At 71.3% G+C, this 24635-nt stretch carries 23 protein-coding genes; 10 read left to right on the plus strand and 13 right to left on the minus strand.

Annotated features, from left to right (window positions below; genetic code table 11):
- Nucleotides 1-33 precede the first annotated feature (33 nt).
- On the plus strand, nucleotides 34-948 hold the full coding sequence (locus ACFYYH_RS01660; protein ID WP_388544420.1) for a LysR family transcriptional regulator: 915 nt from the start codon (nucleotides 34-36) through the stop codon (nucleotides 946-948).
- A gap of 73 nt (nucleotides 949-1021) precedes the next feature.
- On the opposite strand, the gene xylB is transcribed toward ACFYYH_RS01660, so the two are convergent.
- A complete protein-coding gene (gene xylB, locus ACFYYH_RS01665; protein ID WP_388544423.1) occupies nucleotides 1022-2509 on the minus strand; it encodes a xylulokinase in 1488 nt (495 codons plus the stop codon).
- 259 nt (nucleotides 2510-2768) lie between these two features.
- Between xylB and xylA the strand changes: the two genes are divergently transcribed.
- Complete coding sequence (gene xylA, locus ACFYYH_RS01670) at nucleotides 2769-3938, plus strand: xylose isomerase (protein ID WP_388544426.1); 1170 nt, start codon at nucleotides 2769-2771, stop codon at nucleotides 3936-3938.
- 378 nt (nucleotides 3939-4316) lie between these two features.
- Here the strand turns inward: xylA and ACFYYH_RS01675 are convergent, their stop codons facing one another.
- The 3 genes from ACFYYH_RS01675 to ACFYYH_RS01685 form a co-directional block, all read right to left on the minus strand.
- On the minus strand, nucleotides 4317-5555 hold the full coding sequence (locus tag ACFYYH_RS01675) for an ROK family protein (RefSeq protein ID WP_388544428.1): 1239 nt from the start codon (nucleotides 5553-5555) through the stop codon (nucleotides 4317-4319).
- An 87-nt stretch (nucleotides 5556-5642) separates the two neighbouring features.
- Nucleotides 5643-6077 (minus strand): hypothetical protein, encoded by a 435-nt coding sequence (locus tag ACFYYH_RS01680; protein WP_388544431.1) that lies wholly within the window; start codon nucleotides 6075-6077, stop codon nucleotides 5643-5645.
- Complete coding sequence (locus tag ACFYYH_RS01685) at nucleotides 6071-6547, minus strand: ATP-binding protein (protein ID WP_388544434.1); 477 nt, start codon at nucleotides 6545-6547, stop codon at nucleotides 6071-6073. Before ACFYYH_RS01685 ends, ACFYYH_RS01680 begins: the two co-directional genes overlap by 7 nt.
- 207 nt (nucleotides 6548-6754) lie before the next feature.
- On the opposite strand from ACFYYH_RS01685, the gene ACFYYH_RS01690 reads away from it, so the two are divergent.
- The 3 genes from ACFYYH_RS01690 to ACFYYH_RS01700 all read left to right on the plus strand — a co-directional run bounded on the left by ACFYYH_RS01690 (nucleotide 6755) and on the right by ACFYYH_RS01700 (nucleotide 8830).
- Nucleotides 6755-7618 carry a helix-turn-helix domain-containing protein gene (locus tag ACFYYH_RS01690; protein ID WP_388544437.1) on the plus strand — a complete coding sequence of 288 codons (864 nt, stop codon included), beginning with the start codon at nucleotides 6755-6757 and terminating at the stop codon, nucleotides 7616-7618.
- Nucleotides 7619-7855 carry a DUF397 domain-containing protein gene (locus ACFYYH_RS01695; RefSeq protein ID WP_365905124.1) on the plus strand — a complete coding sequence of 79 codons (237 nt, stop codon included), beginning with the start codon at nucleotides 7619-7621 and terminating at the stop codon, nucleotides 7853-7855.
- Between the two features lie 174 nt (nucleotides 7856-8029).
- Nucleotides 8030-8830, plus strand: coding sequence for an SAM-dependent methyltransferase (locus ACFYYH_RS01700; protein ID WP_388544440.1), 801 nt, complete (start codon nucleotides 8030-8032; stop codon nucleotides 8828-8830).
- Nucleotides 8831-8900: 70 nt separating this feature from the next.
- Here ACFYYH_RS01700 and mmsB read toward each other — a convergent pair whose 3' ends face one another.
- The 6 genes from mmsB to ACFYYH_RS01730 all read right to left on the minus strand — a co-directional run bounded on the left by mmsB (nucleotide 8901) and on the right by ACFYYH_RS01730 (nucleotide 16321).
- A complete protein-coding gene (gene mmsB / locus ACFYYH_RS01705; RefSeq protein ID WP_388544442.1) occupies nucleotides 8901-10166 on the minus strand; it encodes a multiple monosaccharide ABC transporter permease in 1266 nt (421 codons plus the stop codon).
- Nucleotides 10167-10171: 5 nt separating this feature from the next.
- The gene (gene mmsA, locus ACFYYH_RS01710) at nucleotides 10172-11713 is read right to left on the minus strand and encodes a multiple monosaccharide ABC transporter ATP-binding protein (protein ID WP_388544445.1); all 1542 of its coding nucleotides are present in this window, start codon (nucleotides 11711-11713) and stop codon (nucleotides 10172-10174) included.
- Entirely contained in the window at nucleotides 11710-12822 is a 1113-nt protein-coding gene (chvE, locus tag ACFYYH_RS01715) for a multiple monosaccharide ABC transporter substrate-binding protein (RefSeq protein ID WP_388544447.1), read from the minus strand. Before chvE ends, mmsA begins: the two co-directional genes overlap by 4 nt.
- 7 nt (nucleotides 12823-12829) lie before the next feature.
- Entirely contained in the window at nucleotides 12830-13807 is a 978-nt protein-coding gene (locus tag ACFYYH_RS01720) for a hypothetical protein (RefSeq protein ID WP_388544449.1), read from the minus strand.
- A gap of 265 nt (nucleotides 13808-14072) precedes the next feature.
- The gene (locus tag ACFYYH_RS01725; RefSeq protein ID WP_388545269.1) at nucleotides 14073-15041 is read right to left on the minus strand and encodes a zinc-binding dehydrogenase; all 969 of its coding nucleotides are present in this window, start codon (nucleotides 15039-15041) and stop codon (nucleotides 14073-14075) included.
- 116 nt (nucleotides 15042-15157) lie between these two features.
- Nucleotides 15158-16321 carry a mandelate racemase/muconate lactonizing enzyme family protein gene (locus ACFYYH_RS01730; protein WP_388544451.1) on the minus strand — a complete coding sequence of 388 codons (1164 nt, stop codon included), beginning with the start codon at nucleotides 16319-16321 and terminating at the stop codon, nucleotides 15158-15160.
- A 167-nt stretch (nucleotides 16322-16488) separates the two neighbouring features.
- On the opposite strand from ACFYYH_RS01730, the gene ACFYYH_RS01735 reads away from it, so the two are divergent.
- Together ACFYYH_RS01735 and ACFYYH_RS01740 are read left to right on the plus strand one after the other, a co-directional pair.
- Entirely contained in the window at nucleotides 16489-17259 is a 771-nt protein-coding gene (locus ACFYYH_RS01735) for an IclR family transcriptional regulator (RefSeq protein ID WP_388544454.1), read from the plus strand.
- Nucleotides 17256-18101, plus strand: coding sequence for an SMP-30/gluconolactonase/LRE family protein (locus ACFYYH_RS01740; RefSeq protein WP_388544457.1), 846 nt, complete (start codon nucleotides 17256-17258; stop codon nucleotides 18099-18101). Before ACFYYH_RS01735 ends, ACFYYH_RS01740 begins: the two co-directional genes overlap by 4 nt.
- A 102-nt stretch (nucleotides 18102-18203) precedes the next feature.
- Here the strand turns inward: ACFYYH_RS01740 and ACFYYH_RS01745 are convergent, their stop codons facing one another.
- Nucleotides 18204-18620 carry a cupin domain-containing protein gene (locus ACFYYH_RS01745; RefSeq protein WP_388544459.1) on the minus strand — a complete coding sequence of 139 codons (417 nt, stop codon included), beginning with the start codon at nucleotides 18618-18620 and terminating at the stop codon, nucleotides 18204-18206.
- A gap of 52 nt (nucleotides 18621-18672) precedes the next feature.
- Here ACFYYH_RS01745 and ACFYYH_RS01750 point away from each other — a divergent pair, with 52 nt between their 5' ends.
- Complete coding sequence (locus ACFYYH_RS01750) at nucleotides 18673-19635, plus strand: helix-turn-helix domain-containing protein (RefSeq protein WP_388544462.1); 963 nt, start codon at nucleotides 18673-18675, stop codon at nucleotides 19633-19635.
- A gap of 32 nt (nucleotides 19636-19667) precedes the next feature.
- Nucleotides 19668-20123, plus strand: a complete 456-nt coding sequence (locus ACFYYH_RS01755; protein WP_388544464.1) for a YchJ family protein — start codon at nucleotides 19668-19670, stop codon at nucleotides 20121-20123.
- 12 nt (nucleotides 20124-20135) lie between these two features.
- Here the strand turns inward: ACFYYH_RS01755 and ACFYYH_RS01760 are convergent, their stop codons facing one another.
- Nucleotides 20136-21200 (minus strand): ATP-dependent DNA ligase, encoded by a 1065-nt coding sequence (locus ACFYYH_RS01760; RefSeq protein ID WP_388544467.1) that lies wholly within the window; start codon nucleotides 21198-21200, stop codon nucleotides 20136-20138.
- Nucleotides 21201-21274: 74 nt separating this feature from the next.
- Between ACFYYH_RS01760 and ligD the strand changes: the two genes are divergently transcribed.
- The gene (ligD, locus tag ACFYYH_RS01765) at nucleotides 21275-22294 is read left to right on the plus strand and encodes a non-homologous end-joining DNA ligase (protein WP_388544470.1); all 1020 of its coding nucleotides are present in this window, start codon (nucleotides 21275-21277) and stop codon (nucleotides 22292-22294) included.
- 124 nt (nucleotides 22295-22418) lie between these two features.
- Here ligD and ACFYYH_RS01770 read toward each other — a convergent pair whose 3' ends face one another.
- Complete coding sequence (locus ACFYYH_RS01770) at nucleotides 22419-24584, minus strand: OmpL47-type beta-barrel domain-containing protein (RefSeq protein ID WP_388545272.1); 2166 nt, start codon at nucleotides 24582-24584, stop codon at nucleotides 22419-22421.
- Nucleotides 24585-24635 lie beyond the last annotated feature (51 nt).

Below are 24635 nucleotides of genomic sequence, written 5' to 3' on the forward strand. Positions count from 1 at the left end.
CCGCGGCCCGCTCCCACCTGGCAGGATGGCCGGGTGATCGACGCACGGCGGCTGCGCATACTGCGGGCCGTGGCGGACCACCGTACGGTGACCGCCGCGGCCGCCGCGCTGTATCTGACCCCCTCGGCCGTCTCCCAGCAGCTCGCCGTGCTGGAGCAGGAGACCGGCCACGCTCTGCTGACCCGCAGCGGCAGGGGCGTACGGCTGACGGCGGCCGGCGAGATCCTGCTCGGCCACGCGCACGCGGTGCTCGCCCAGCTCGAACGGGCCGAGGCGGAACTCGCGGCGTACGCGGGCGGCTCGGCCGGCGAGGTGACCGTCGCGGCGTTCGCCACCGGTATCGCGGAGGTACTGGCCCCCGCCCTCCAGCTGCTGGCGGGACCGTACCCGGACATCCGGGTCCGCGTACGGGACGCCGAGGGGGACGAGAGCCTGCCCATGGTGCTGGACGGACAGGCGGATCTGGCGGTCGCGGTCGAGTACCGGGGCGCGCCGCGCGAGGACGATCTGCGGCTCTCCCGCGTGCCGCTGTACGCCGAACCGTTCGACGCCGTCCTGCCCGCCGCGCACCCGCTCGCGCTGAGCGCGGAGGTCTCCCTCGCGGCCCTCGCCGACAGCGACTGGATCGGTCCCTACCCGGGCAACCCCTGCCACGACGTGATACAGCTCGCCTGCGAACGGGCCGGCTTCGAGCCGCGTCTCGCGCACTCCTCGGACGACTTCCGCGCGGTCGTCGCGCTCGCCGGGGCGGGCGCCGGGGTCGCCCTGGTCCCGCGCTCGGCGCTGCGCGGGATGGAGCTGAAGGGCACCGTCGTCCACCCCGTGTCCGGGCCGGCGGCGACCCGCAGGGTCTTCGCCGCCGTACGCCGGGGCGCGGAGGACCATCCGCTGATCCGCCCGGTCCTGGAAGCCCTGGCCCAGGCCGCGACCGTCCTGCCCACCGACTGACCGGCCCTGCCCACCGGCTGACCGGCCCCGGGCCGGTCAGCCGGCTCGCACGCCGCGTCCGCGGCGGCCGGTGCTACGACAGCAGGCTCGGCGCCGCGCGGTCCAGGACCGATCCCACGCGCTCCCAGGTCTCCAGGTCCCGCTCCACGGCGGGCAGTTCGTCGCCCTCGCCCGTCCGCCAGGACGCGGCTGTCGCCACCGGGTCCTCGCCCGTCGCCGCGCCCGCGGCCAGCGCCGCCGCTCCCAGGGCGACCAGCTCGCCGCTGGTCGGGACGATCAGCGGGCGGCCGGAGAGCCTGCGTACCGTGTCGACCCACATCCTGCCCTGGGCGCCGCCGCCGACCAGCCGCAGCGGGCGGGCCGCGACCTCCGGGTCCGCGGGGTCGAGGCCACAGGCCCGCAGCACCTCGTCCAGCGCGCGCAGTACGGTCACCGCCGCGCCCTCATAGGCGGCGCCCAGGAGCTGCTGCGGTGTGGTGTCGTGGCGCAGCCCGGTCAGCAGGCCCGAGGCGGCGGGCAGATCGGGGGTGCGCTCGCCGTCCAGATACGGCAGCAGTACGGCCTCGCCGCCCGGCACCGCGTCCTCCCGGTCCAGCCGGAGCAGCGCCGCCACCTTGTCCACGGCGAGCGTGCAGTTGAGAGTGCAGGCCAGCGGCAGATACGTGCCGTCCGCCGCGGCGAACCCCGCGAGCGCGGGGGAGTCGGGGCGGGTGCGGGTGGCGGCGAACACCGTGCCCGAGGTGCCGAGGCTCAGCACCGGATGGTCCAGCAGCCCGCCGCCCCCGAAGCCCAGGCCGACGGCCGCGCTCATGTTGTCACCGGTGCCCGCCGCGACGGCTATGCCCGCCGGCAGCCCCAGCTCCGCCGCGGATCCGGCGGTGAGCGAGCCGACCCGGGCGGCGCCGGTCGTGGCGACGGCGGGCAGCAGCTCGGGGTCGAGGCCGAGCAGCGCCAGCAGTTCCGGGTCGTACGCCCCGGTGGCCGTCGAATACCAGCAGGTGCCCGAGGCGTCGCCGGGGTCGGTGGCGGCGACGCCCGAGAGCCGCTCGGTCAGGAAGTCGTGCGGAAGCCTGATGGCCGCCGCGGCGCCCGCGATGGCGGGGTCGTGCTCACGCAGCCACTGCCACTTGGAGGCCGTCATCGAGGCCACCGGCACGGAACCGGTACGGGCCGTCCAGGCGGCGGGGCCGCCGAGCGCCTCCGTGAGGGCGGCGGCCTGCGGGGCGGAGCGGGTGTCGTTCCACAGCAGCGCGGGGCGCAGCGGGCGGCCCGTGCGGTCCAGCACCACCAGTCCGTGCTGCTGCCCGGCGACGGCGATACCGGTGACCGCCGAGGCGTCGACGCCGGACTCCTTGAGGCCGGCGGCCACCGCCTCCCGCAGCGCGCTCCACCACACCTCCGGGTCGGTCTCCCGGGCACCGCCCTCACCGGTCACCCGGTGCGGGGCGCGCCCCACGGCGAGCAGCCGGCCGGTGGCGGCATCCGTGAAGGCCGCCTTGGTGGACTGGGTGGAGCTGTCCACGCCGATGACGACCGGGCCGACCACCGGGCTCTGCGACATGGACATACCTCTTCCCTGCTGGAGTACCTGAACAATTTTTGACGTGGGGAAAACAAATTACGCGATGGCACGGCTCACCGGAACGGGGGTGGCGGATCCTCGCCGGTGGCCGAACGTGCGCGTCCGACTCCGACGGGTGCACACTGATGGAGCGGACCCCGGGGGTTTTGCGCATCCGTCCCTGCGTGCATTATTAGTCATGTCAGGAAACAAAAAGGTCGGCACGTGCCGGACCTGAGGTATCGAAGGCGGCCAGAGAATGACGGAACGCTTCACTCCCACCCCCGCGGACAAGTTCAGTTTCGGTCTCTGGACCGTGGGCTGGCAGGGCCGGGACCCGTTCGGGGACGCGACCCGCAGGGCCCTGGATCCCGTCGAGTCCGTGCAGCGTCTGGCCGAGCTGGGCGCGTACGGGGTGACCTTCCACGACGACGACCTCATACCCTTCGGCTCGTCCGACGCGGAGCGTGAGACGCACATCAAGCGGTTCCGGCAGGCGCTGGACTCGACCGGGCTCGTGGTGCCGATGGTCACCACCAACCTCTTCACGCACCCGGTCTTCAAGGACGGCGCGTTCACCGCGAACGACCGGGACGTGCGCCGCTTCGCGCTGCGCAAGACGCTCAGGAACATCGACCTCGCGGCCGAGCTGGGCGCCAAGACCTTCGTGGCCTGGGGCGGCCGGGAAGGCGCGGAGTCGGGTGCGGCGAAGGACGTACGGCTGGCGCTGGAGCGGATGAAGGAGGCCTTCGACCTGTTCGGCGCGTATGTCACCGAGAAGGGGTACGACCTCCGGTTCGCCATCGAGCCCAAGCCGAACGAGCCGCGCGGCGACATCCTGCTGCCCACGGTCGGCCATGCCCTGGCGTTCATCGAGCGTCTGGAGCGGCCCGAGCTGTACGGCGTGAACCCCGAGGTCGGCCATGAGCAGATGGCGGGGCTGAACTTCCCGCACTCCATCGCCCAGGCCCTGTGGTCGGGCAAGCTCTTCCACATCGACCTCAACGGTCAGAACGGCATCAAGTACGACCAGGACCTGCGCTTCGGCGCGGGTGATCTGCGGGCCGCGTTCTGGCTGGTCGACCTGTTGGAGACCGCGGGCTGGGACGGGTCGCGGCACTTCGACTTCAAGCCGCCGCGGACCGAGGACTTCAACGGGGTCTGGGCGTCGGCCGCCGGCTGCATGCGCAACTACCTGATCCTCAAGGAGCGCGCCGCCGCGTTCCGCGCCGACCCGGTGGTCCAGGAGGCGCTGCGCGCCTCGCGCCTGGACGAACTGGCGCTGCCCACGGCCGCCGACGGGGTGGCGGGGCTGCTCGCGGACCGCAGCGCGTACGAGGAGTTCGACGCGGAGGCCGCGGCGACGCGCGGTATGGCCTTCGAGCAGCTCGACCAGCTCGCGATGGACCACCTGCTCGGCGTCCGCTGACGACGGGCACCTCCCCCGTGCGGCGGCGCGGGCCGGCCTCCCCGGGCCCGGCCCGCGCCGCCGCACGGGCGTTCCCTTCGTACCGCGTACGCGGTGCCCTCGTGCGGTGTCGGCGGCAGCGGCTCCCGTTCGCTGCCCGGCGCGTCTCGCGCCCTGGGGGGCGGCGTGCCGGCGCCCGGTACGGTGCGCCGCGTACCGGATCGTGAGGCGTGTGCCCTGCCCGCGTGGGCGCCGCTCACCGCTCACGCCGGCGGGTGCCGGGCCCCGTGCCGTGCCGCCGTCAGACGTCTCCCGTGCCTCGCGTGCCGACGGGCGACCGGGGCCGCACACCGGCCCGGGGCGGGTGGGCGCGTGGCGCCCCTGGCCCCCGGGGCGTCGTCAGTCCGTGACCCGGCGGACGTAGGCCACCGGGTCCGCCAGGACCGCGCGGACCACCAGGGCCGCCGCGCCGCGGGCCGCGTCACCCGCCGAGGAGGACGCGCGTAGGCGTCCGCTGTCGCGGGGCCACAGCCCCGAGACCACGCGGGCCGTCAGCTCGCGGTCCGCCGAGGGGGACAGCCAGGGCATCAGCTCCCGGTAGATCCCGCCCAGCACGACCGCCTCCGGGTCGAAGAGGTTCACCGAGCCCGACAGCACCCGGCCCAGCATCACCCCGGCCTGCTCGACCGCCGCCACGGCCTGGAGGTCGCCGCCGCGTGCCCGGCGCTCCAGCTCGGTGACCCCGGGCACTCCGGAGTTCTCGTCGATGCCCGCCGCGCGCAGCAGCGCCGACTGGCCCGCGTACTGCTCCAGACAGCCCCGGGAGCCGCAGCGGCACAGCGGCCCCTTGGCGTCGACCACCACATGGCCGATCTCCCCGGCGAACCCGTGCGCCCCGCGCAGCAGTTCACCGTCCAGCACCAGCGCGCCGCCGACCCCGATCTCACCGGTGAGGTAGAGGAACGTACGGAGCGGTCCCAGCCCGCCGAACCACAGCTCGGCCAGCGCCGCCAGATTGGCCTCGTTCTCCGAACTCACCGCCAGCGCGGGCCCCTCGGGCCGCAGTTCGGCCAGCGCCCGCGCGAACAGCTCCTCCGCCGGGACCCGGTTCCAGCCGAGGTTCGGCGCCTGACGGACCGTGCCCCCCGACACCAGCCCCGGCAGGGCGAGTTGCACCCCCACCGGGATCAGCTCCTGCTCCGCCGCGGACTCCAGCGTACGGGCGGCGATCCGGGCGCCACGGGCCAGTACCTCGGCCGGGAGAGCGCCGCGGTTGTCGATGTGTTCGGTCAGCCGGACCCGGTCGGTGCCGGACAGATCGACCACGCACACCGACACATAGTCGATATTGATCTCGACGCCGATGCCCGCGGGCCCGGAGCGCGTCACCTTCAGTACGGTGCCGGGGCGCCCGGCATGGCCGCTGAACGTCTTCCCGGACTCGGAGAGGAACCCGCTCTCCAGCAACTGCTCCACCAGTGACGACACCGCGGCCCGGGTCAGTCCCACCCGCGCCGCCACCCCGGCCCGGGTCACCTCTCCCTCGTCCCGCACCGCCCGCAGCACAAGGCTCAGATTGTGCCGGCGGACCGTCTCTTTGTCGGCCTTGGGGCCAAGGGATGTGTGGTTGGTGTTCATCTCGCGGCCGAGCCTATGTGATGGGTACCGCGCGAAGGACAAGGGGCGGCTGAACGATGGTCCGCCGCCCCGCCGCCCCGCCGCCGGTCAGTGCGGTGCCGGAACCGTTCCGGGCGCCGTACGGGGGGCCCAGGACGGGGCCGTGCCCGTGAGCTGGCAGATCATGAGGTAGAAGGGGATCGGCGGGGTGTACGGGGTCGGCGCCTCGGGCCAGTGGATCAGCCGGGGGTGCGCCGCGGGAACGGTCGTGCCCGACACATAGCGGGCCGGTGACGGCCAGGTGAGATCGAGGTCAGAACCGGCCGGCACGATCCACCACCACCAGTCCGCGTCGGCGAAGACACAGCCCTTCTTGGGCAGCCGCGCCATCAGCCGGAAGCCGTGCTCCGCCGGGATGCCCACCGCGTCGCAGCCCAGCGAGGCCGGCAGGGTGGGCGGCAGCGGCAGCGCGACCCGGCGGGGTGCGAGATCGCGCCCGTCGCGCAGGCCGCGTGCGAGGCGGTCCAGTGCGGTCCTCAGCACGGTTGCTCCGTTCCGTGTGGCAGTTCGGCCCAGACCACACGTCCGGGGCCGTATCCCGATGTGTCGTGGGCTCCCCAGCCGCTGCACATGGAATCGACGAGGAACAGACCCCGGCCCCCCTCGCCCTGGGTCTCGTCCTCGGTGGCGTCGTGGAGCTGCGGTCCCGTCGGTCCGTAGCCCTGGTCCTCGACGGCTATCCGCAGCCGGCCGTCGCCCTCCCGTATCTCGCAGACGACGCGGTCCCCGGCCGCGTGCACGATCGCGTTGGTGACCAGTTCCGAGACGACGAGCACCGCGGTGTCGCGGGTCTCCTCGCCCAGGCCCCACCGGATGAGCCGGTCCCGGGTCAGTTGTCTGGCCCGTGCCACTGACTCGGCGTGGGCGGGCAACTGGAACCCGTAACGCCGGACAACGTTGCCAGGGGGGCACAGGGCTATGAGCGGGGGGGTGAGCGCGTTACCAGGTGCCACGACCGATTCCTAACGGTGGGGGAGCAGCGGCCGAGCGCAAAAACTCTCCCATGGCAGAGCCCGACAACCGCGTGAGCTGGTTCACCGACCCACTCTCCACCCGTCGGGGACACTTGGCAAGGGGCACTCTGAATATTTCAGAGTGCCGTGTTCTTCGTCGAGGAGACATGGCAGACTGCTGGTAACCGTGCGTGGGGAGGACCCAAAGTGAGTGAACCGCGGTCCGCCCCGACCGTGGGTCAGGTCGTACTCGGCAGACGTCTGCAAGATCTTCGTGAGCGCTCCGGACTGAAGCGCGAGGAGGCCGCCAAGCTCCTCCGCGTGGCGCCCGCGACGATACGCCGGATGGAGACGGCCGAGGTCGCCCTCAAGATCCCGTATGTGCAGCTCCTGCTGCGCGCGTACGGAGTTCCCGAGGACGAGGCCGAGGCCTTCGTCGAGCTCACGGAGGAGGCCAACAAGCCCGGCTGGTGGCAGAGGTTCCACGACATCCTGCCGGACTGGTTCAGCATGTACGTCAGTCTGGAGGGCTCCGCCGCCCTGCTGCGTACGTATGAACCGCACTTCGTCCCCGGGCTGCTCCAGACCGAGGAGTACGCACGGTCGGTCATGAACGCGGGGGCGGTGGGACAGGCGCAGCCCGAGGGGATCGAGCGTCATGTGGCGCTCCGTATGGAACGCCAGTCACTTCTCACCCGTACGAACGCCCCCAAATTCTGGGTGATCATGGACGAGACCGTGCTGCGCCGCCCGGTCGGCGACAGTCCGGACGTCATGCGGGAGCAGATCGACAAGCTGCTCGACGCCTCGGCCATGTCGAATGTCACCCTGCAGATCGCGGAATTCTCGAGCGGACACCATCCCGGTACCTACGGGCCGTTCGTGATCTTCCGGTTCGCCGAACCGGAACTGCCGGACATGGTCTACAGCGAGTACCTGACCGGTGCCGTCTATCTCGACGCACGTCCCGAAGTGGCCACCCATCTGGAGGTCATGGACCGGATGGCGGCTCAGGCCGCAACTGCACCACGCACGAAGGAGATCCTCAGGGATCTCCGCAAGGAGCTGTGAATGGATCCCATATACAACGGCATGCCCGCCGCCGACCTCGGTGCCGAGGGCTGGCGCAAGCCGTGGAGTGGTGGCAATGGCGGCAACTGCATCGAGGCCATGAAGCTGGCCGACGGCAGGGTCGCCGTGCGCCAGTCCGCCGACCCTGACGGCCCCGCACTGATCTACACCACCAATGAGATCGCCGCATTCATCCAGGGCGCGAAGGCGGGTCAGGCCGACTTCCTGCTCACCTGACCCCGCTCACCCGACCGAACCGTCCGTCTCGTCCGCTCGTCCGCTCGACTGCTCGACTGCTCGACCACTCGTCGGCTCGTCCGCTCGACCACTTCGTCTACGTGTCCCCCGTTCTTCCGCAGACCCTGTGTTCCACAGATCCTGCTCATCGACCCTGAGACTCATGGAGCGCACATGACCGGGAACGACCCCATCGACACCAGCAAGCCGCATCCGGCCCGCGTGTACGACTGGTTCCTCGGCGGTAAGGACAACTATCCCGTGGACGAGGAGATGGCGAAGCAATTACTGGCACTGGACGCCAGGGGGCCCGACATGGCCCGGGTCAACCGGGCCTTCATGCACCGCGCCACCCGCTGGCTCGCCGGCCCCGCCGGGGTGCGTCAGTTCCTCGACATCGGCACCGGCATCCCCACCGAGCCCAATCTCCACCAGATAGCCCAGGAGGTCGCTCCCGACTCCCGGGTCGTCTACACGGACAACGACCCGATCGTCCTCCGGCACGCCGAGGCGCTGCTCCGCAGCACCCCGGGAGGTGTCACGGAGTACGTCCAGGCCGATGTGCGCGAGCCGGAGGCCATCGTCGAGGCGGCCGGGAAGATCCTCGACCTGGACCGTCCGGTCGCGCTCTCCCTCGTCGCCCTGCTGCACTTCATCCCCGACGAGGACGGCGCGTACGAACTGGTGCGCAGACTGCTCGACCCGCTGCCCTCCGGCAGCTATCTTGTCCTCTCCCACGCCACGGGCGACTTCGACCGGGAGAACGCGGACCAGGCACGTGAGCTGTACCAGCGGCGGGCGCTCACGCTGGCCCTGCGGTCGCGGGAGCGGTTCGCCGCGTTCTTCGAGGGCCTGGACCTCGTCGAGCCGGGGGTCTCCCTGGCCACCGACTGGCGTCCCGAACTGGGAGAGGTCGTACCGGTCCCCGGCAGCGACCCCCTCCCGGGGTACGCCGGAGTGGCACGCAAGCTGTAAGTGGAATACGGGGGCGCGGCGCCGCAGCACTTTTCAGGTGCGCTGCGGCGCCGCGTGTATTCCGCCGCCCTCAGGCGCCCGCCCTGCGCTTGTTCCAGACGTCGAAGCCCACCGCCGCCAGCAGCACCAGTCCCTTGATGACCTGCTGGTAGTCCGGGCCTATCCCGACCAGCGACATACCGTTGTTGAGCACGCCCAGCACCAGCCCGCCGATGATCGCGCCGAACACCGTGCCCACGCCGCCGCTCATCGACGCGCCGCCGATGAACGCGGCCGCGATGGCCTCCAGTTCGAAGTTGATGCCCGCCTGCGGTACGCCCGCGTTGAGCCGGGCCGCGTAGACGATTCCGGCGAGCGCGGCGAGCACCCCCATATTGACGAAGACCAGGAAGGTGATGCGGCGGTCCTTGACGCCGGACAGCTTCGCCGCGGCCCGGTTGCCGCCGAGCGCGTACACATGGCGGCCGACGACGGCGTTGCGCATGACATAGCCGAAGCCGATGAGCAGCGCGGCGAGCAGCAGCAGGACCACCGGGACGCCCCGGTAGCTGGCCAGGGTCATCGTGAAGGCGAGCACGGCCGCCGCCAGCCCCACGCACTTGAGCACGAAGAGACCGCGGGGGAGCACCTCCAGCTCGTAGGCCCGCTGCCGGCGCCGGTCCCTGACCTCCTGGAACACCGCGACGGCGAGCAGCGCGAGCCCCAGCAGCAGGGTCGGATTGTGATAGTTGGTGACCGGACCCACCTCGGGGAGATAGCCGGTCGCGATCTTCTGGAAGCCCTCGGGGAAGGGGCCGAGCGAGCGTGAGCCGAGGAAGATCTGCGTACCGCCGCGGAAGAGCAGCATCCCGGCGAGGGTGACGATGAACGACGGAATGCCGACATACGCGATCCAGAACCCCTGCCAGGCCCCCGCGAGCGCCCCGATGAGCAGCCCGACGACCAGGGCGAGCGCCCAGGGCAGGTCGTGCTGGACCATCATCACCGCGCAGGCGGCGGAGACGAACGCGGCCAGCGAGCCCACCGAGAGATCGATATGGCCCGCGACGATGACGATCATCATGCCGATGGCGAGGACCAGGATATAGCTGTTCTGGAGCACCAGATTGGTGACGTTGTTCGGCTTGAGCAGGACACCGTCGGTCCAGATCTGGAAGAGCACGACGATCAGGACGAGGGCGACGAGCATGCCGTACTGCCGCATGTTGCGGCGCGCGGCCTCCAGCAGCAGCGTTCCCGCGGCGGCCGGCCCGGACGGTGACGGCGGCGGGGCGGCCCCCGGCCCGCCGTCCTCCGGAACGCCGTCCTTCGCTGTGTGGGTGGTGACCGGACCCATGTCGACTACCTCGTGTTCCTGGTCATATGGCGCATCAGGACTTCCTGGGTCGCCTCCGCCCGGGGGATCTCGCCGGTGAGCCGGCCGGCCGCCATGGTGTACACGCGGTCGCACATACCGAGCAGTTCGGGGAGTTCGGAGGAGATGAGGACAACCGCCTTGCCCTGTGCGGCGAGCCGGTCGATGACGGTGTAGATCTCGTACTTCGCGCCGACGTCGATGCCCCGGGTGGGCTCGTCGAGGATCAGCACATCGGGACCCGCGAAGATCCATTTGCTGAGGACGACCTTCTGCTGATTGCCGCCCGACAGCCGGCCCGCCTGTTCGAAGACGGTGGGCGCCTTGATGTTCATGCCGGTGCGGTACGACTCGGTGACCCGGGTCTCCTCGTGCTCGTCGACCACCCCGCGAGCGGACACCTTGCCCAGGGCGCTCATCGTGATGTTCCTGGCGATGGTGTCGATGAGATTGAGCCCGTACCGCTTGCGGTCCTCGGTGACATACGCGATGCCGTGCGCGACGGCCTCCGGCACGGTCCGGGTACGGATCTCGCGGCCGTCCTTGAAGATCCTTCCGCTGATCTCCCGGCCGTAGGAGCGCCCGAAGACGCTCATCGCCAGTTCGGTGCGGCCCGCGCCCATCAGCCCCGCGATCCCCACGATCTCGCCCCTGCGGACCTGGAGCGAGACCCCGTCGACGACCTTGCGGCGGCGGTCGATGGGGTGATGGACGGTCCAGTCGCGGATGTCGAGCGCGGGCTCCGCCCCCGGATCGCCCGCGTAGGCGGTCCGTTCGGGGAAGCGGTGGTCGAGATCGCGGCCGACCATGCCCCGGATGATCCGGTCCTCGGTGGCCGAGCCGCCCCGCACATCGAGCGTCTCGATGGTCCGGCCGTCCCGGAGGATCGTGACGGAGTCGGCCACCTCGGCGATCTCGTTCAGTTTGTGCGAGATGACGATCGAGGTGATGCCCTGGGCCTTCAGCTCCAGGATCAGCCGCAGGAGCCGGGCGCTGTCGGCGTCGTTGAGCGCGGCGGTCGGCTCGTCCAGGATCAGCAGCCTCACCCGCTTGGCGAGCGCCTTCGCGATCTCCACGAGCTGCTGCTTGCCGACCCCGATGTCGGCGACCCGGGTCTGCGGGTGCTCACGCAGCCCCACCCGTTCGAGCAGCGCGGCCGCGTGCCGCAGCGTCTCGTTCCAGCTGATGACGCCCCGGGTGGCGTGCTCGTTGCCGAGGAAGATGTTCTCGGCGATCGACAAGTAGGGGATCAGGGCCAGTTCCTGATGGATGATCACAATGCCCTGGGCCTCGCTGGCCCGGATGTCCCTGAAAGCGCACGGGACGCCCTCGAAGAGGATCTCGCCCTCGTAACTCCCGTGCGGATGAACCCCGCTGAGCACCTTCATCAGGGTGGACTTGCCCGCGCCGTTCTCCCCGCAGACGGCGTGCACCTCCCCCGGGGCGACCGTGAGGCTGACCTCGGAGAGCGCCCTGACCCCCGGGAAGGTCTTCCCGATGGAGCGCATCTCCAGGACGGGGACGGTCATGTCAGATCACCCGCCTCGAGGTACCCGGAGTCCACCAGCACGGACCGGTAGTTGGACTTGTCGACGCTGACCGGGTCCAGCAGATAGGCGGGTACGACCTTGACCTCGTTGTCATAGGTCTTCTCGTCGTTGACCTCGGGCTTCTTGTCGTTGAGCACGGCGTCCGCCATCTGCACGGCCTGCCTGGCCAGCGCCCTGGTGTCCTTGTAGACGGTCTGGGTCTGCTGCCCCGCGATGATCGACTTGACCGAGGCGACCTCCGCGTCCTGCCCGGTCACCAGCGGATACGGTTTGGCGGCCGTCCCGTACCCGTCGGACTTGAGCGCCGACAGGATGCCGATGGAGATCCCGTCGTACGGCGAGAGCACCGCGTCCACGCGCCGGGAGCCGTACGCCTTGGTCAGCAGGTCGTCCATCCGCTTCTGCGCGGTGCCGCCGTCCCAGCGCAGTGTGGTGACCTGTTCCAGCCTGGTCTGGCCGCTCCTGACCACCAGCCGCTTCGCGTCGATGTACGGCTTGAGGGTCTTCCACGCGCCGTCGAAGAAGTACCGGGTGTTGTTGTCGTCGGGGGAGCCCGCGAACAGCTCGATACTGAACGGGCCCTTGCCGCTGTCCTTCAGCCCCAGCTTGTCGATGAGATAGGTGGCCTGGAGGACCCCGACGCGCTCGTTGTCGAAGGACGCGTAGTAGTCGACGTTCCCGGTGCCGAGGATCAGCCGGTCGTACGAGATCACCTTGATGTCCTGGTCGGCGGCCTGCCGGAGGACATCGGTGAGGGCGCGGCCGTCGATCGCCGCGACCACCAGGACGTCCACGCCCTTGGTGATCATGTTCTCGATCTGGGAGACCTGCTGGGCGACATTGTCCTCGCCGTACTGGAGGTCGGTGCGGTAGCCGAGCTTCTCGAACTGGGCGACCATGTTGGCGCCGTCGGCGATCCAGCGCTCCGACGACTTGGTCGGCATCGCGATACCGACGGTGGATCCCTCCCCGCCCTTCGACTCGTCCTTGCTGCCGCCCTCGCTGTTCTGCCCGCAGGCGGCGAGGGAGAGCACCAGGGACACGGCGGTGACGGCGAGTGCGGCGCGGCGGGCACGGCGGATACGCATGGGGGCATCAGTCCTTGTCTTGGGTGAGGGGGAAACGGCTGAGCGGGCCCGGCAGCCGGGAGCCGAGCGGCGACATCCCGCCGTCGGCGCCGTGGCGGCCGAGCAGATCGAGCACCAGCCGGCCGCGGCGCACCCGTTCCCGGGCGCCGCTGAGCGCGGTGTCACGGAGCTGTGCGCCGTACGGATAGATGGCCGGGGACTTCGAGAGCCCGAACTTCAGATAGAGGGGGGCGCCGCGCCGGATCAGCTCCGCCGTCTCGTACATCCGGACATAGCCGCCGAGGTCGTCGGGCGCCTCCACATAGAGGTCCATGGGGGCGCCGCTGCTCCGGCGGATCTCGGTGAGATGGGCGAGCGTCAGATCCGAGGGCACATTGATCGAGTCGGCCCCGAGGCGTTCGAACACCGCGTAGGACGCCGGGTTGACCGGGCCGACGAGCGCCGAGACCTTGAAGGTGGTGTCGGCGGGCAGGACACCCCGGACCCGCAGCCGGTGCAGGGTCCACAGGACGCCCTCGTCGGCGACGAGCAGACATCTCACCCCCAGCTCCGTCGCGCGCAGCGCGTCCTCGACACAGCCGGCCATGGCGCCGTGGCCACGGGCGCGCAGCCCCGCTCCGCCGGAGTCCGTACGGACCGAGCCGCCGGTGTCCCAGGTGCCGCGCGGTCCGGTGAACAGACACAGCTCCACCGAGCGGGCCGCGCAGGCGTCGGCCATCTCGGTGATCTCGGCGTCGGAGAGCATCCAGACGCCGCTGCCCTGGCTGACCCGGTGGACCGGCACATCGAGCCGGTCGGCCTCCCGGAGGACGACGGAGAGGCTCTCGGGTCCCTCGACGGACGGGATCTCGGTGCGCCAGAGACCGCCGTCGGGAAAGGTGTGGGGGGAGGTGTCCGCGGGGTTGTCCTCGGGCGCGGCGAGGCCGAGTGCGGCGAGCGCCTGCTCGCCGGGGCGGCGGGGGGCGGGGGCTGATACGTCGGTCACGGACGGGTCCTTCGGTTCGGTGGGCGCGTCGGTCGTGCGGTGGTGCCGGTCGTGCGCGGATGTCGTGTGCCGGTGGTGTTCGGTATGCCGGACGCGGTTCGGGATGGCGGCCCCGACTCGGGACGGCGGGTGCGCGGGGGTACGGCGTGCTGCCGGTGCCGGTGCCGGTGCCGGTGCCGGTGCCGGTGGAGGTGCCCGTGGCGGTGGCGGTGGCGGGTCCAGGACCGGTGCCGGTGGTGGTCGGGGCGGCTGGGCCGGCGCCCGGTCAGGGGCGCAGCAGTACCTTTCCGGTGCCCGGATCGCCCCCGCCGACCAGCGCCACGGCCTCCCCGTACCGCTCCAGCGGGAATTCATGGGTCACCAGCGGACCCGGGGTGAACACCCCGGCGGTGAAGGCCCGTACGGCGAAGGACCACGCGGCGGACGGGGCGCCGAACACACTCCGCACCGTGAGCTGGTGCAGTGACAGATGCACCGGGTCGATACCGCGCGCGCCGGGGGTGAACATCCCGGTGAGCACCACCCGGCCGCCACGCCGGGCCAGCAGACAGGACGAGGCGGCGGTGTCCGGCGCGCCGGCCGTCTCCACGACGAGGTCGTAGCGCCCGTGCAGCTCCGCGGCATCCGCCGGTGCGGCCGTCGCGCTCGCCCCGAACTCCCGCGCCGACGCGGCTCGTTCGCCGCGCGGCTCGATCACCATGAGTTCGCCGGGGGAGTGGGCGGCCAGGAGCTGTACGGCGAGCAGCCCCAGCGTCCCCCCTCCCACCACCGCGATCCGCTCGCCCGGCTCCGGAGGGCTCGACCGTACGGCCGCCGCCACCACCGCGGCCGGTTCCAGCAGGGCGGCGGCGCGCAGATCCGCGTCGTCGGCCAGCGGATGCAGCAGGCGCGCGGGAACGACGACATGGTCGGCGAACGCGCCGGGACGGGTGAAGCCCGTCTCGTCGTACCCCCGGGCGCAGAGCGAGGTCTCGCCGCCGCGGCAGCGCGCGCAGGTCCCGCAGGCACGGAACCCCTCGGCGACGGTCCTGCGGCCCGTCAGCCCCGGATCCACCCCCTCGCCCACCAGATCGACGGTCCCCGCCCACTCGTGTCCCGGCACCACGGGGTAGCGCACATGGGCCGCGTCACGGCGGCCGTCGTAGAGCTCGCGGTCGCTCAGACAGATCCCGGCGGCGGCGACCCGCACCCGCACCTCGCCGGGCCCCGGCACGGGGACGGGGCCGCGCACCAGCCGGTGCGCTCCGGGGCGGTCGACGACGACGGCCCGGCTGCCCGCCCCGTCGGCCGCCGCCGCGCTGTCGTGGGGAGCCCGCGCCGGGGTGCGCGCGGGAGTGTTCGTCACGGGGCTCACCGGTCCGCCTTCGGTGCGCGCTTCTCCCAGCCCTCGGCCCACAGGTCGAACCGCGCCTGCCGCTGCGGGAACTCGGCCGCCGCGTCCACATCGAAGGTGACCCCCAGACCGGGCGCGTCCGGGACCTCGAAGCAGCCCGTGGCCGGGTCGACACGGGGAGCGCCGGCGACCACCTTCGTGATCTCCGCGTCCGCGAAGTCGTTGAAGTGTTCGAGGATCTTGAAGTTCGGTGTACAGGCGGCCAGTTGGAGGCTGGCCGCGGTCAGCACCGAACCGCCGACATTGTGCGGCGCGACCAGCATGTAGTGTGTCTCGGCGGTCGCCGCCAGCTTTCTGGCCTCCAGGATGCCGCCGATGTGCCCCACGTCCGGCTGGATGATGTCGGCCGCCTGCGACTCGAACAGCTCACGGAACTCGATCCGGTCATGGATGCGTTCGCCGGTCGCGATCGGCAGGTCGACCTTTCCCGCCACCTTGGCCAGCGCCTTCAGATTCTCCGGCGGTACCGGCTCCTCCAGCCAGGCCGGGGCGTACGGGGTCAGTTCACGCGCGAGCCGTACCGCCGTCGCCGGGCTGAACCGCCCGTGCATCTCCAGCATCAGCTCGGTCCCCGGGCCGACCGCGTCCCGTACCGCCTCGATCAGGGCCACCGCCTCGTTGCTCGCCGCCCGGTCCAGCTCGTAGTGACCGGTCCCGAACGGATCGATCTTCAGGGCCCGGTAGCCGCGCTCCACCACCGCCCGCGCCGCCTTGTGGTAGCCCTCCGGGGTGCGTTCCGTGGTGTACCAGCCGTTGGCGTACGCCATGACCCTGTCGGTGACCTTCCCGCCGAGCAGTTGCCACACCGGCACGCCCAGGGCCTTGCCCTTGATGTCCCAGCAGGCCATCTCGACGACGGCGATGCCCGACATCACGATTTCGCCCGCCCGTCCGAAGTCGCCGTACTTCATCCGGCGGACGAGGTCCTCGACCGCGAACGGATCGGATCCCCGCAGGTGGTTGATCTCGGCCTCACGGAGATACCCGGTCAACGCGTCGGTCCTGCCGAGCATCCGGGTCTCGCCGACACCGGTGAGTCCCTCGTCGGTATGGACCAGGACATAGGTGAGATTGCGCCACGGCGTACCGACGACGTGTGTGCTGATTCCCGTTATGCGCACGGCGGTTGCCCCTCGTGTCTGTTCGGTATTTCGTCACACGTTCGAAATCGTGGCGTGACGGTATTCAGGCACTCCGAGGGGTGTCAATGGGTCGCGCGGCGGTTAGCCTGTGTTCGTCATTCCGGCCAATGGCCGACGTGCCGAACAAGAGGGGTGGGTGACCGGACATGGGACGGCTCGTCCCCGCGGTGACACGGGCCCTGGACATACTCGAACTCTTCCTGGAGGGCGACGGCACGCTCTCCGCCCCCGAGGTGATCCGCAGGCTCCAACTGCCGCGTACCACCGTGCACGAACTGCTCACCACGCTCGCGGCCCGCTCGTATCTGGCGCCGGTCCCGGGCGAGCCGGGGCGCTACCGCCTCGATGTGCGTACCTATCAGCTCGGCAGCCGGTACGCCGAACAGCTCGATCTCGCCGCCGAGGGCCGGCAGGTCGCCGTCGAGATCGCCGAGACCTGCGACGAGACCGTGCATGTCGCCATCCTCGAAGACACCGACGTCATCTACATCGCGAAGGTGGACTCCACCCACGCGGTCCGTATGGTCTCGGCCGCGGGCCGCCGGCTGCCCGCGCACTGCACCTCGGTCGGCAAGATGCTGCTCGCCTCACTGCCCGAGGCCGAACTCGAACTGCGCTTCGCCGGGCACGAGTTCATCGCCATGACGCCCGCCAGCGTGACCGATCCCGATGAACTGCGCGCCGAACTGGCGGGAATCAGGGAGCGGGGGATCGCCGTCGAGCGCCGGGAGTCCAACCCGGACGTGAGCTGTGTGGCCGCGCCGGTACGGGACAGCGCGGGCCGGGTCGTCGCCGCCCTGTCCATCTCCGTACCGATGATCCGCTGGAGCGACGAGCGCGAGGAGGAACTGGCCCAGCTCGCCGCCAAGGGAGCGAGCACGCTCTCCGTACGGCTCGGGCACCGGGGGCGCGCGTGAGGGCCCGTGTCACCGTCGCGGTACGGGAACGGGCCCTGCTCGGCGAGGGACCCACCTGGGACGCCGGCACCGGCCGGCTGATCTGGGTCGACATACTCGCCTCGCGGATCCACACCTACGACCCGGCCGACGGCCGCCGTACGGTGATGGCCGCCGAACAGCATGTCGGCGCGGCGAAACCCCGCGCCGGCGGCGGTCTGGTGGTCAACCTCCGGGACGGCATCGGGCTCTACGGACCGGACGGAGCCTTCTCCTGGCTGGTCCACGACTCGGTCCCGGGCCGCCGCGGCAATGACGCGGCGATCGCCCCCGACGGCTCGCTCTGGGCGGGGAGCATGCGGTACGACGAGCGGTACGGGGGCGGCGCGCTGATCCGGGTGGCGCCCGGGGGCGCGGTCACCGAGGCGTTCACCGTCACCGTCGGCAACGGGACCGGCTGGAGTCCCGACGGGCGGACGATGTACTACATCGACAGCCCCACCCGCCGTATCGACCGGTTCCGGACCGACGGTGAACGGATCACGGACAGAAGCGCCCTGGCGACCGTCGAGCGCGGAGCCGGTGTTCCCGACGGGCTCACCGTGGACGCGGACGGCTGTGTCTGGGTCGCCCTCTGGGACGGCGGACAGCTCCGGCGGTACACCCCGCGCGGCGCCCTGGACCGTACCGTCGCCCTGCCCGTCCGGCGTCCGACCGCCTGCGCCTTCGGCGGCCCCGGGCTGCGTGACCTCTACATCACCTCGGCCCGCACGGGCATCGAGCAGCCGCATCCGCTCTCCGGCTCGCTGCTGGTCCTGCCCGACGCGGGGCAGGGACTGCCCGGGACGGCCTTCGCGGGCTGAGCCGACCGAGCGGGCCCAGCCGACCCAGTCGGCTGGGCGGGGGTGGCGGATCCATGGGCGGCCGCGCGGGCGGAACGCGGACGGAGTGCGGCCGGAGCGTGCTCAGAGGCGGTGTCCGGTCGTGGCGTCGACATGCTCCGGTACCCCGTCGTGCCGGTCCCCGACCGAGAGGGTGCCGCTCGGCTCGAAGAGCAGCAGCGACGCGCCCCCGGCGGAGGACGGCCTGTGCCAGACACCGCGCGGTACGACGAAGACCGAGCCGCGTGCCAGCGCGACCGTCCGCTCGCCGCCCTCCTCGCGCAGTGCGATCAGCAGCTCCCCCTCGACGACCTGGAAGAACTCGTCCGTGTCGTCATGGACGTGCCAGACATGGTCGCCGGCGACCTTGGCGATCCGTACGTCGTAGTCGTTGACGCGGGTCACGATGCGCGGACTCCACAGCGCGTCGAAGGTGGCGAGTGCCTCGGACAGCGCGACCGGCTCGGCGGGTGTGCGGTCATGGACGGGTTCAGTGCTCATACGACGATCATCGGCGCTGGCCCCGGGACGGTGTGAGTGCTAGGAATCGCATATGACGCAAGATTTCTCGCACCGGGTGGTGATGATCGTCTCGGACGGTTCGAATCCGTTCGAGATGGGCGTCGCCACCGAGCTCTTCGGCCTCGCCCGCCCCGAGCTGGACCGGCGCTGGTACGACTTCGAGCTGTGCGCCGAGCCCGGCCCCGTCCGGATGCACTCCGGGTTCTTCCAGCTCTCCGGGGTGTCCGGGCTCGACGCCGTGGACCGGGCGGACACCGTGATCGTCCCCAACCGGCCCGACCCCGGGACCGACCCCTCGCCGGCCGTGCTGGACGCCGTACGCCGGGCCGCCGCGCGCGGCGCCCGGCTGGTCAGCTTCTGCACCGGCTCGTTCACCCTGGCCGCCGCCGGGGTGCTCGACGGACGGCGGGCCACCACCCACTGGCGCTGGGCCGAGCTGTTCGCGGCCCGCTTCCCGGCCGTACGGCTCGATCCGGATGTGCTGTTCGTCCACGACGGCGACATCGTCACGGCCGCCGGCAGCGCGGCGGCGCTCGACACCTGTCTGGAGCTGATCCGCCAGGACCACGGCGCGCGGGTGGCCGTCGCCGTCAGCCGCCGGCTGGTCTTCGCGCTCCACCGCGACGGCGGACAGCGCCAGTTCGTCGAGCAGCCGCTGCCCGCCGTACCCGACGCCTCCCTCGGACCGCTGCTCGCCTGGGCGGGGGAGCGGCTGGACACCGGGCTGACCGTGGCGGACCTGGCGGCGCGGGCGGCGGTCAGCCAGGCCACGCTGCACCGCCGCTTCCGCGGCCAGCTCGGCACCACCCCCCTGGCCTGGCTCACGGGGCAGCGCGTGGCCCTGGCCTGCCGGCTGATGGAGGAGGGCGAGACACGGCTCGACCGGGTGGCGCGCGTCAGCGGACTGGGGACGGCCGCGAATCTGCGGATCCAGCTCCGGCGCCGCACGGGGCTGGCGCCGAGCGCGTACCGGCGCAGGTTCGGGCCGGCGTGAGAGGCGGGTGCGCGGACCGCGAGAATGGGACCATGGCCCGACGCCCCGCCCGATCCAGCCGGTCAGCCCGCCCCGCCGGATTCGCCCGCCCCGATGCCCTGACCGGTGCCTCGCCCTGCCCCTGCGGACTGCCCACCGCCTATGGCGCGTGCTGCGGGCGCTTCCATTCCGGATCCGCCACCGCGCCCACGGCGGAACTGCTGATGCGCTCCCGGTACAGCGCCTTCGCCGTGGGCGACCGGCCGTATCTGCTGAGGAGCTGGGACCCCGCCACCCGGCCCGCGGACCTGGACCTCGACCCCACGGTCCGCTGGAGCGGTCTGGAGATCCTGGACACCGCCGACGGCAGCCCGTTCCACACCACCGGCACCGTCACCTTCCGCGCCCGCTTCCTCCAGCGGGGCACCCCGGGCGCCCTGCGCGAGCGGAGCCGCTTCGCCCGGCACGACGGCGCCTGGGTGTATGTGGACGGCACCTTCGTGGAGTGATCCGCCGGGTCGTCACCGGGGCGCCAGCACCTCCGCCAGGTCGTAGCGCACCGGCTCCTCCAACTGCGCGTACGTACAGCTCTCCGGCGTACGGTCGGGCCGCCAGCGGCGGAACTGCGCGGTGTGCCGGAACCGGTCGCCCTCCATATGGTCGTACGCGACCTCGCACACCCGCTCGGGCCGCAGCGGCAGCCACGACAGATCCTTCGTCCCGGACCAGCGGCTCGGCCCGCCCGGCAGCCGTGCGCTCTCATGGGCGGACTCCTCGGCCCAGGCCCCCCAGGGATGGCCCTGCGCCGACTCCATCCGCAGCGGCGCCAGCTCCTCGACCAGCTCCGCGCGGCGCCTCATCGTGAACGCGGCGCAGACCCCGACATGCTGGAGGACGCCCCCGGAGTCGTACAGCCCCAGAAGCAGCGAACCGACCACGGGACCGCTCTTGTGCGGGCGGTACCCGGCGACGACCGCGTCCGCCGTCCGCTCATGCTTGATCTTGTACATCAGCCGGGCGTCCGGCCGGTAGAGCAGATCGAGGGGCTTGGCGATCACTCCGTCCAGCCCGGCGCCCTCGTAGCGGTCGAACCACTGCCCGGCCAGTTCCACATCGGTGGTGGCGGGCGCGAGATGGAGCGGCGGACGGAGGCCGATCAGCGCCGCCTCCAGCGCCTCTCTGCGCCGCGCCAGCGGGGTGTCGAGCAGTGAGGCGTCCCCGAGGGCCAGCAGATCGAAGACGACGAAGCTCGCCGGGGTGCGCTCGGCCAGCATGTCCACACGGGACTTCGCCGGGTGGATGCGCTCGGAGAGCCGGTCGAAGTCGAGCCGGTCCCCGTGGACGACGACGATCTCGCCGTCGACCACACAGCGCTCGGGCAACTGGTCACGCAGGACCGCGACCAGTTCGGGGAAGTAGCGGGTGAGCGGCTTTCCCGTCCTGCTGCCGATCACCACCTCGTCGCCGTCACGGTGGACGATCGCCCGGAAGCCGTCCCACTTGGCCTCGTACTGCATCCCCGGCGGGATCCGGGCCACGGACTTGGCGAGCATGGGTTTCACAGGAGGCATCACCGGCAGGTCCATGCCCCGATTCTGCTCGGGAACAGGACGCTCCGCCCGATGTGCGGTCCGCCCGTGCCCGGCCTAGCGTGGCCCCCATGGGCGCAGCGGTGGAGCTGGAGGCGGACGGCAGGACCGTACGGCTGTCCAGCCCGGACAAGGTCTACTTCCCGGAACGCGGATTCACCAAGCTCGATGTCGCGCGCTACTACCTCGCCGTGGGGCCGGGCATCGTGCGCGCGCTGCGGGACCGGCCGACCACCCTGGAGCGCTACCCGGAGGGGGTGGCGGGGGAGTCCTTCTACCAGAAACGGGCGCCGAAGAATTTGCCCGACTGGATTCCCACGGCCCGTATCGAGTTCCCCAGCGGCCGTTCCGCCGACGAGATCTGTCCCACCGAGGTCGCCGCCGTGCTGTGGGCGGCCAATCTCGGCTGTCTCACCTTCCACCCCTGGCCGGTGCGCAGGGGCCGCACCGATCACCCCGACGAACTGCGCATCGATCTGGACCCCCAGCCGGGCACGGACTTCAAGGACGCGGTCAGGGCCGCCCACGAACTGCACGGCTTCCTGTCCGAACAGGGCCTGCGCGGCTGGCCCAAGACCTCCGGCGGCCGCGGTCTGCATGTCTTCATCCCCATCGAGCCGCGCTGGACCTTCTCCGAGGTCCGCCGGTGCGCCATCACGATCGGCCGTGAGCTGGAGCGGCGGATGCCCGGCCGGGTGACCACCGCGTGGTGGAAGGAGGAGCGCGGCGAGCGCATCTTCGTCGACTACAACCAGACCGCCCGCGACCGCACCATCGCCTCCGCCTACTCCGTACGCCCGCGCCCGCACGCCCCGGTCTCCGCGCCGCTGCGCTGGGCCGAGCTGGACGAGGCCGCTCCGGACGACTTCGACCTGGCGACGATGCCGGCGCGGTTCGCCGAGGCGGGTGATGTGCACGCGGGGATGGCGGACGAGGCGTTCGGTCTGGAGGGCCTGCTGGAGCTGGCCGAGCGGCAGGAGCGGGACCAGGGGCTCGGGGACATGCCGTATCCCCCGGACTATCCGAAGATGCCGGGGGAACCGAAGCGCGTCCAGCCCAGCCGCGCCCGCGCGCGGGAACCGGAGAAGTAGCGGGAACGGGAGAGGCAGAGCCGGAGAGGCGGAGAAAGTCGAGGTGCCTCTCTCCCCGGGATCCCGGGGAGAGAGGCACCTCGGACAGGTGATCCGGCACGCCGTCGGCGGCGCACCGCCGTGGCTACAGCTCCTTGATCCGGATGCTGCGGTACGAGATCACATCGGTCGTCCCGTGGACCTGGAGCCCGACATAACCGGTGGCGTACCGCCGGCCGTCCGTGCCCGGGTCACCGGAGCGCGGCGGGGTGAACGACTGTCCGCCCAGATTGTCGAACTCGTTGATCACCACACCGTTGCGCAGGATCGTGTAGTGCTGGTCGACCACGCGGATCTCGTAGTCGTTCCAGGTGCCCTTCGGGGTGACTCCCGCACCGCCCAGACCCACGCGGTCGAAGCCGTAGATCGAGCCGGTCTTGTACATGTCGCCGTCCGGGCGGTCGAGGATCTGCACCTCGTGCCCGTAGTTGATGGCGACCCACTCGGGCCGGGACTCCTCCGGGTGGTCGTGGACGTTCGGGAAGCGGACGAAGACACCGCCGTTGGCGTTGCCGTTGCCCGGAGCGTCGTCACGGAACTGGAGCTTCAGCGAGAAGTCGCCGTACTTGCGCTCCGGGAACCACAGCATGCCCATGCCCTCGACCGTGGTGCTGCTGGTGATCGCACCGTCGCCCGAGAGCGCGAACTGTCCGCCGCCCACCTGCTCCCACTTGGCGAGGGACTCCGCCGTACCGTCGAAGAGATCCCGGTAGCCCTCGGTCTGGCCGGGCTTGCCGATCTTGGACTGCTTGGCGGCCTTGGTGATCTTGTTGAACTCGCGCTGGTCGATGACATTGTCGGTGAACAGCTTGTCGAGCACCGAGTCGACGTGCTTGAGGAAGAGGGCCTGCGAGGTCCACTCCCGCTCGTCCTCGATCAGCTCGTTGATGGTGCAGCGGCTACGGGTCAGCCGGTTCGGCACACCGGAGTCGACCGTACCGACGATGACCGTCAGCCGTTCGTCGTACTCGGCGCAGTTGGGCGCGGGAACGCCGCCGCCCTGCGCGATGGTGAACGTCGCCTGCTTGGCCTGCGAGGTGTTGCCCGCCTTGTCGGTCGCACGGTGCGCGACCGTGTGGTAGCCGACCCGGTCGACGATGACGGGGGCCGTGTACGCGAGGTACGGACCGCCGTCGAGGGAGTACTCGACCTTGTCGACACCGGACTCGGCGTCGGTCGCGGTGAGCGTCACCCTGGCACTGGTGATGAAGGCGCCGTTGGCGTTCTTCTCACCGGTCACGGCCGCCGAGGTCACCGGCGCTGTCGTGTCCTGGGCCTGCGGCTCCACGACGGTGAAGGCGACGGACTTCTCGGCCGCCGCGTTGCCCGCCTTGTCGGTCGCGCGGTAGCGGACCGTGTGGGTGCCGACCTCGTGCACCATCACCGGAGCCGTGTACGGCTGCCAGGCACCGCCCGCCCCGAGCGCGTACTCGATGGTGTTGACACCGGAGCCGGTGTCCGAGGCGGTGACGGTGACCGTGGCCATCGACAGATAGTCGCCGTCCTCGTTCTGCTCACCGCTCACGGTCGCCGAGGTCTCCGGCGGCGCCGTGTCATCGGTCTGCGGGGCCACCACGGTGAAGGCGACGGACTTCTCCGCCGCCACGTTCCCCGACTGGTCGGTGGCCCGGTAGCGGATCGTATGGCTGCCGACCTGGTCGACCACCACCGGAGCCGTGTACGGCTGCCACGGCCCGTCGGCCCCGACCGCGTACTCGGTCGTCGCCACGCCGGAGCCCTCGTCGGTCGCCGTCACCGAGACCGTCGCGGACCCGACATAGGCGCCGTCGGCGTTCTGCTGGCCCTCCACCTTCGCGTCGGTGGTGGGAGCGGTGGTGTCCCCCGGGCCGACCTCCGTCACGGTGAGCACACCGGTCATCTGGCCGTGCCCCGGGATGGAGCAGTGGAAGCGGTACTTGCCCGGGGTGAGCCGGACCTCGACGGAGTACTTGCCGCCGTTGGCGTCACTCGGATTGGCCAGGATGTTCAGGGCGACATCGTTGTTGTACTCGGGATCCGACACATCGAACGTCAGCGTGTGCGGCATTCCCGTGGTGTTGCCGGTGGCCTGGCTGTTCTCGAAGACGATCGTGGTCGGTCCGGCCAGCGCGGTGGTCGGGAAGCTGAGATAACGGTCGATGGGGTCACCGGCCGTCCATGTCAGCACCTGGGCCGCGGCGGACGCCTTCCCGCCGCCCGAGAGGTCGACGGGCCGGCCGTACGCCGCGGTCGACGTCAGGCCCAGCACCATCAGGAACGCGCCCACCAGGGCCGTCCACACCCGTAGGGGGCGGTACCCGAG

Source organism: Streptomyces sp. NPDC002018, from assembly GCF_042890865.1.
Taxonomy (GTDB): Bacteria; Actinomycetota; Actinomycetes; order Streptomycetales; family Streptomycetaceae; genus Streptomyces.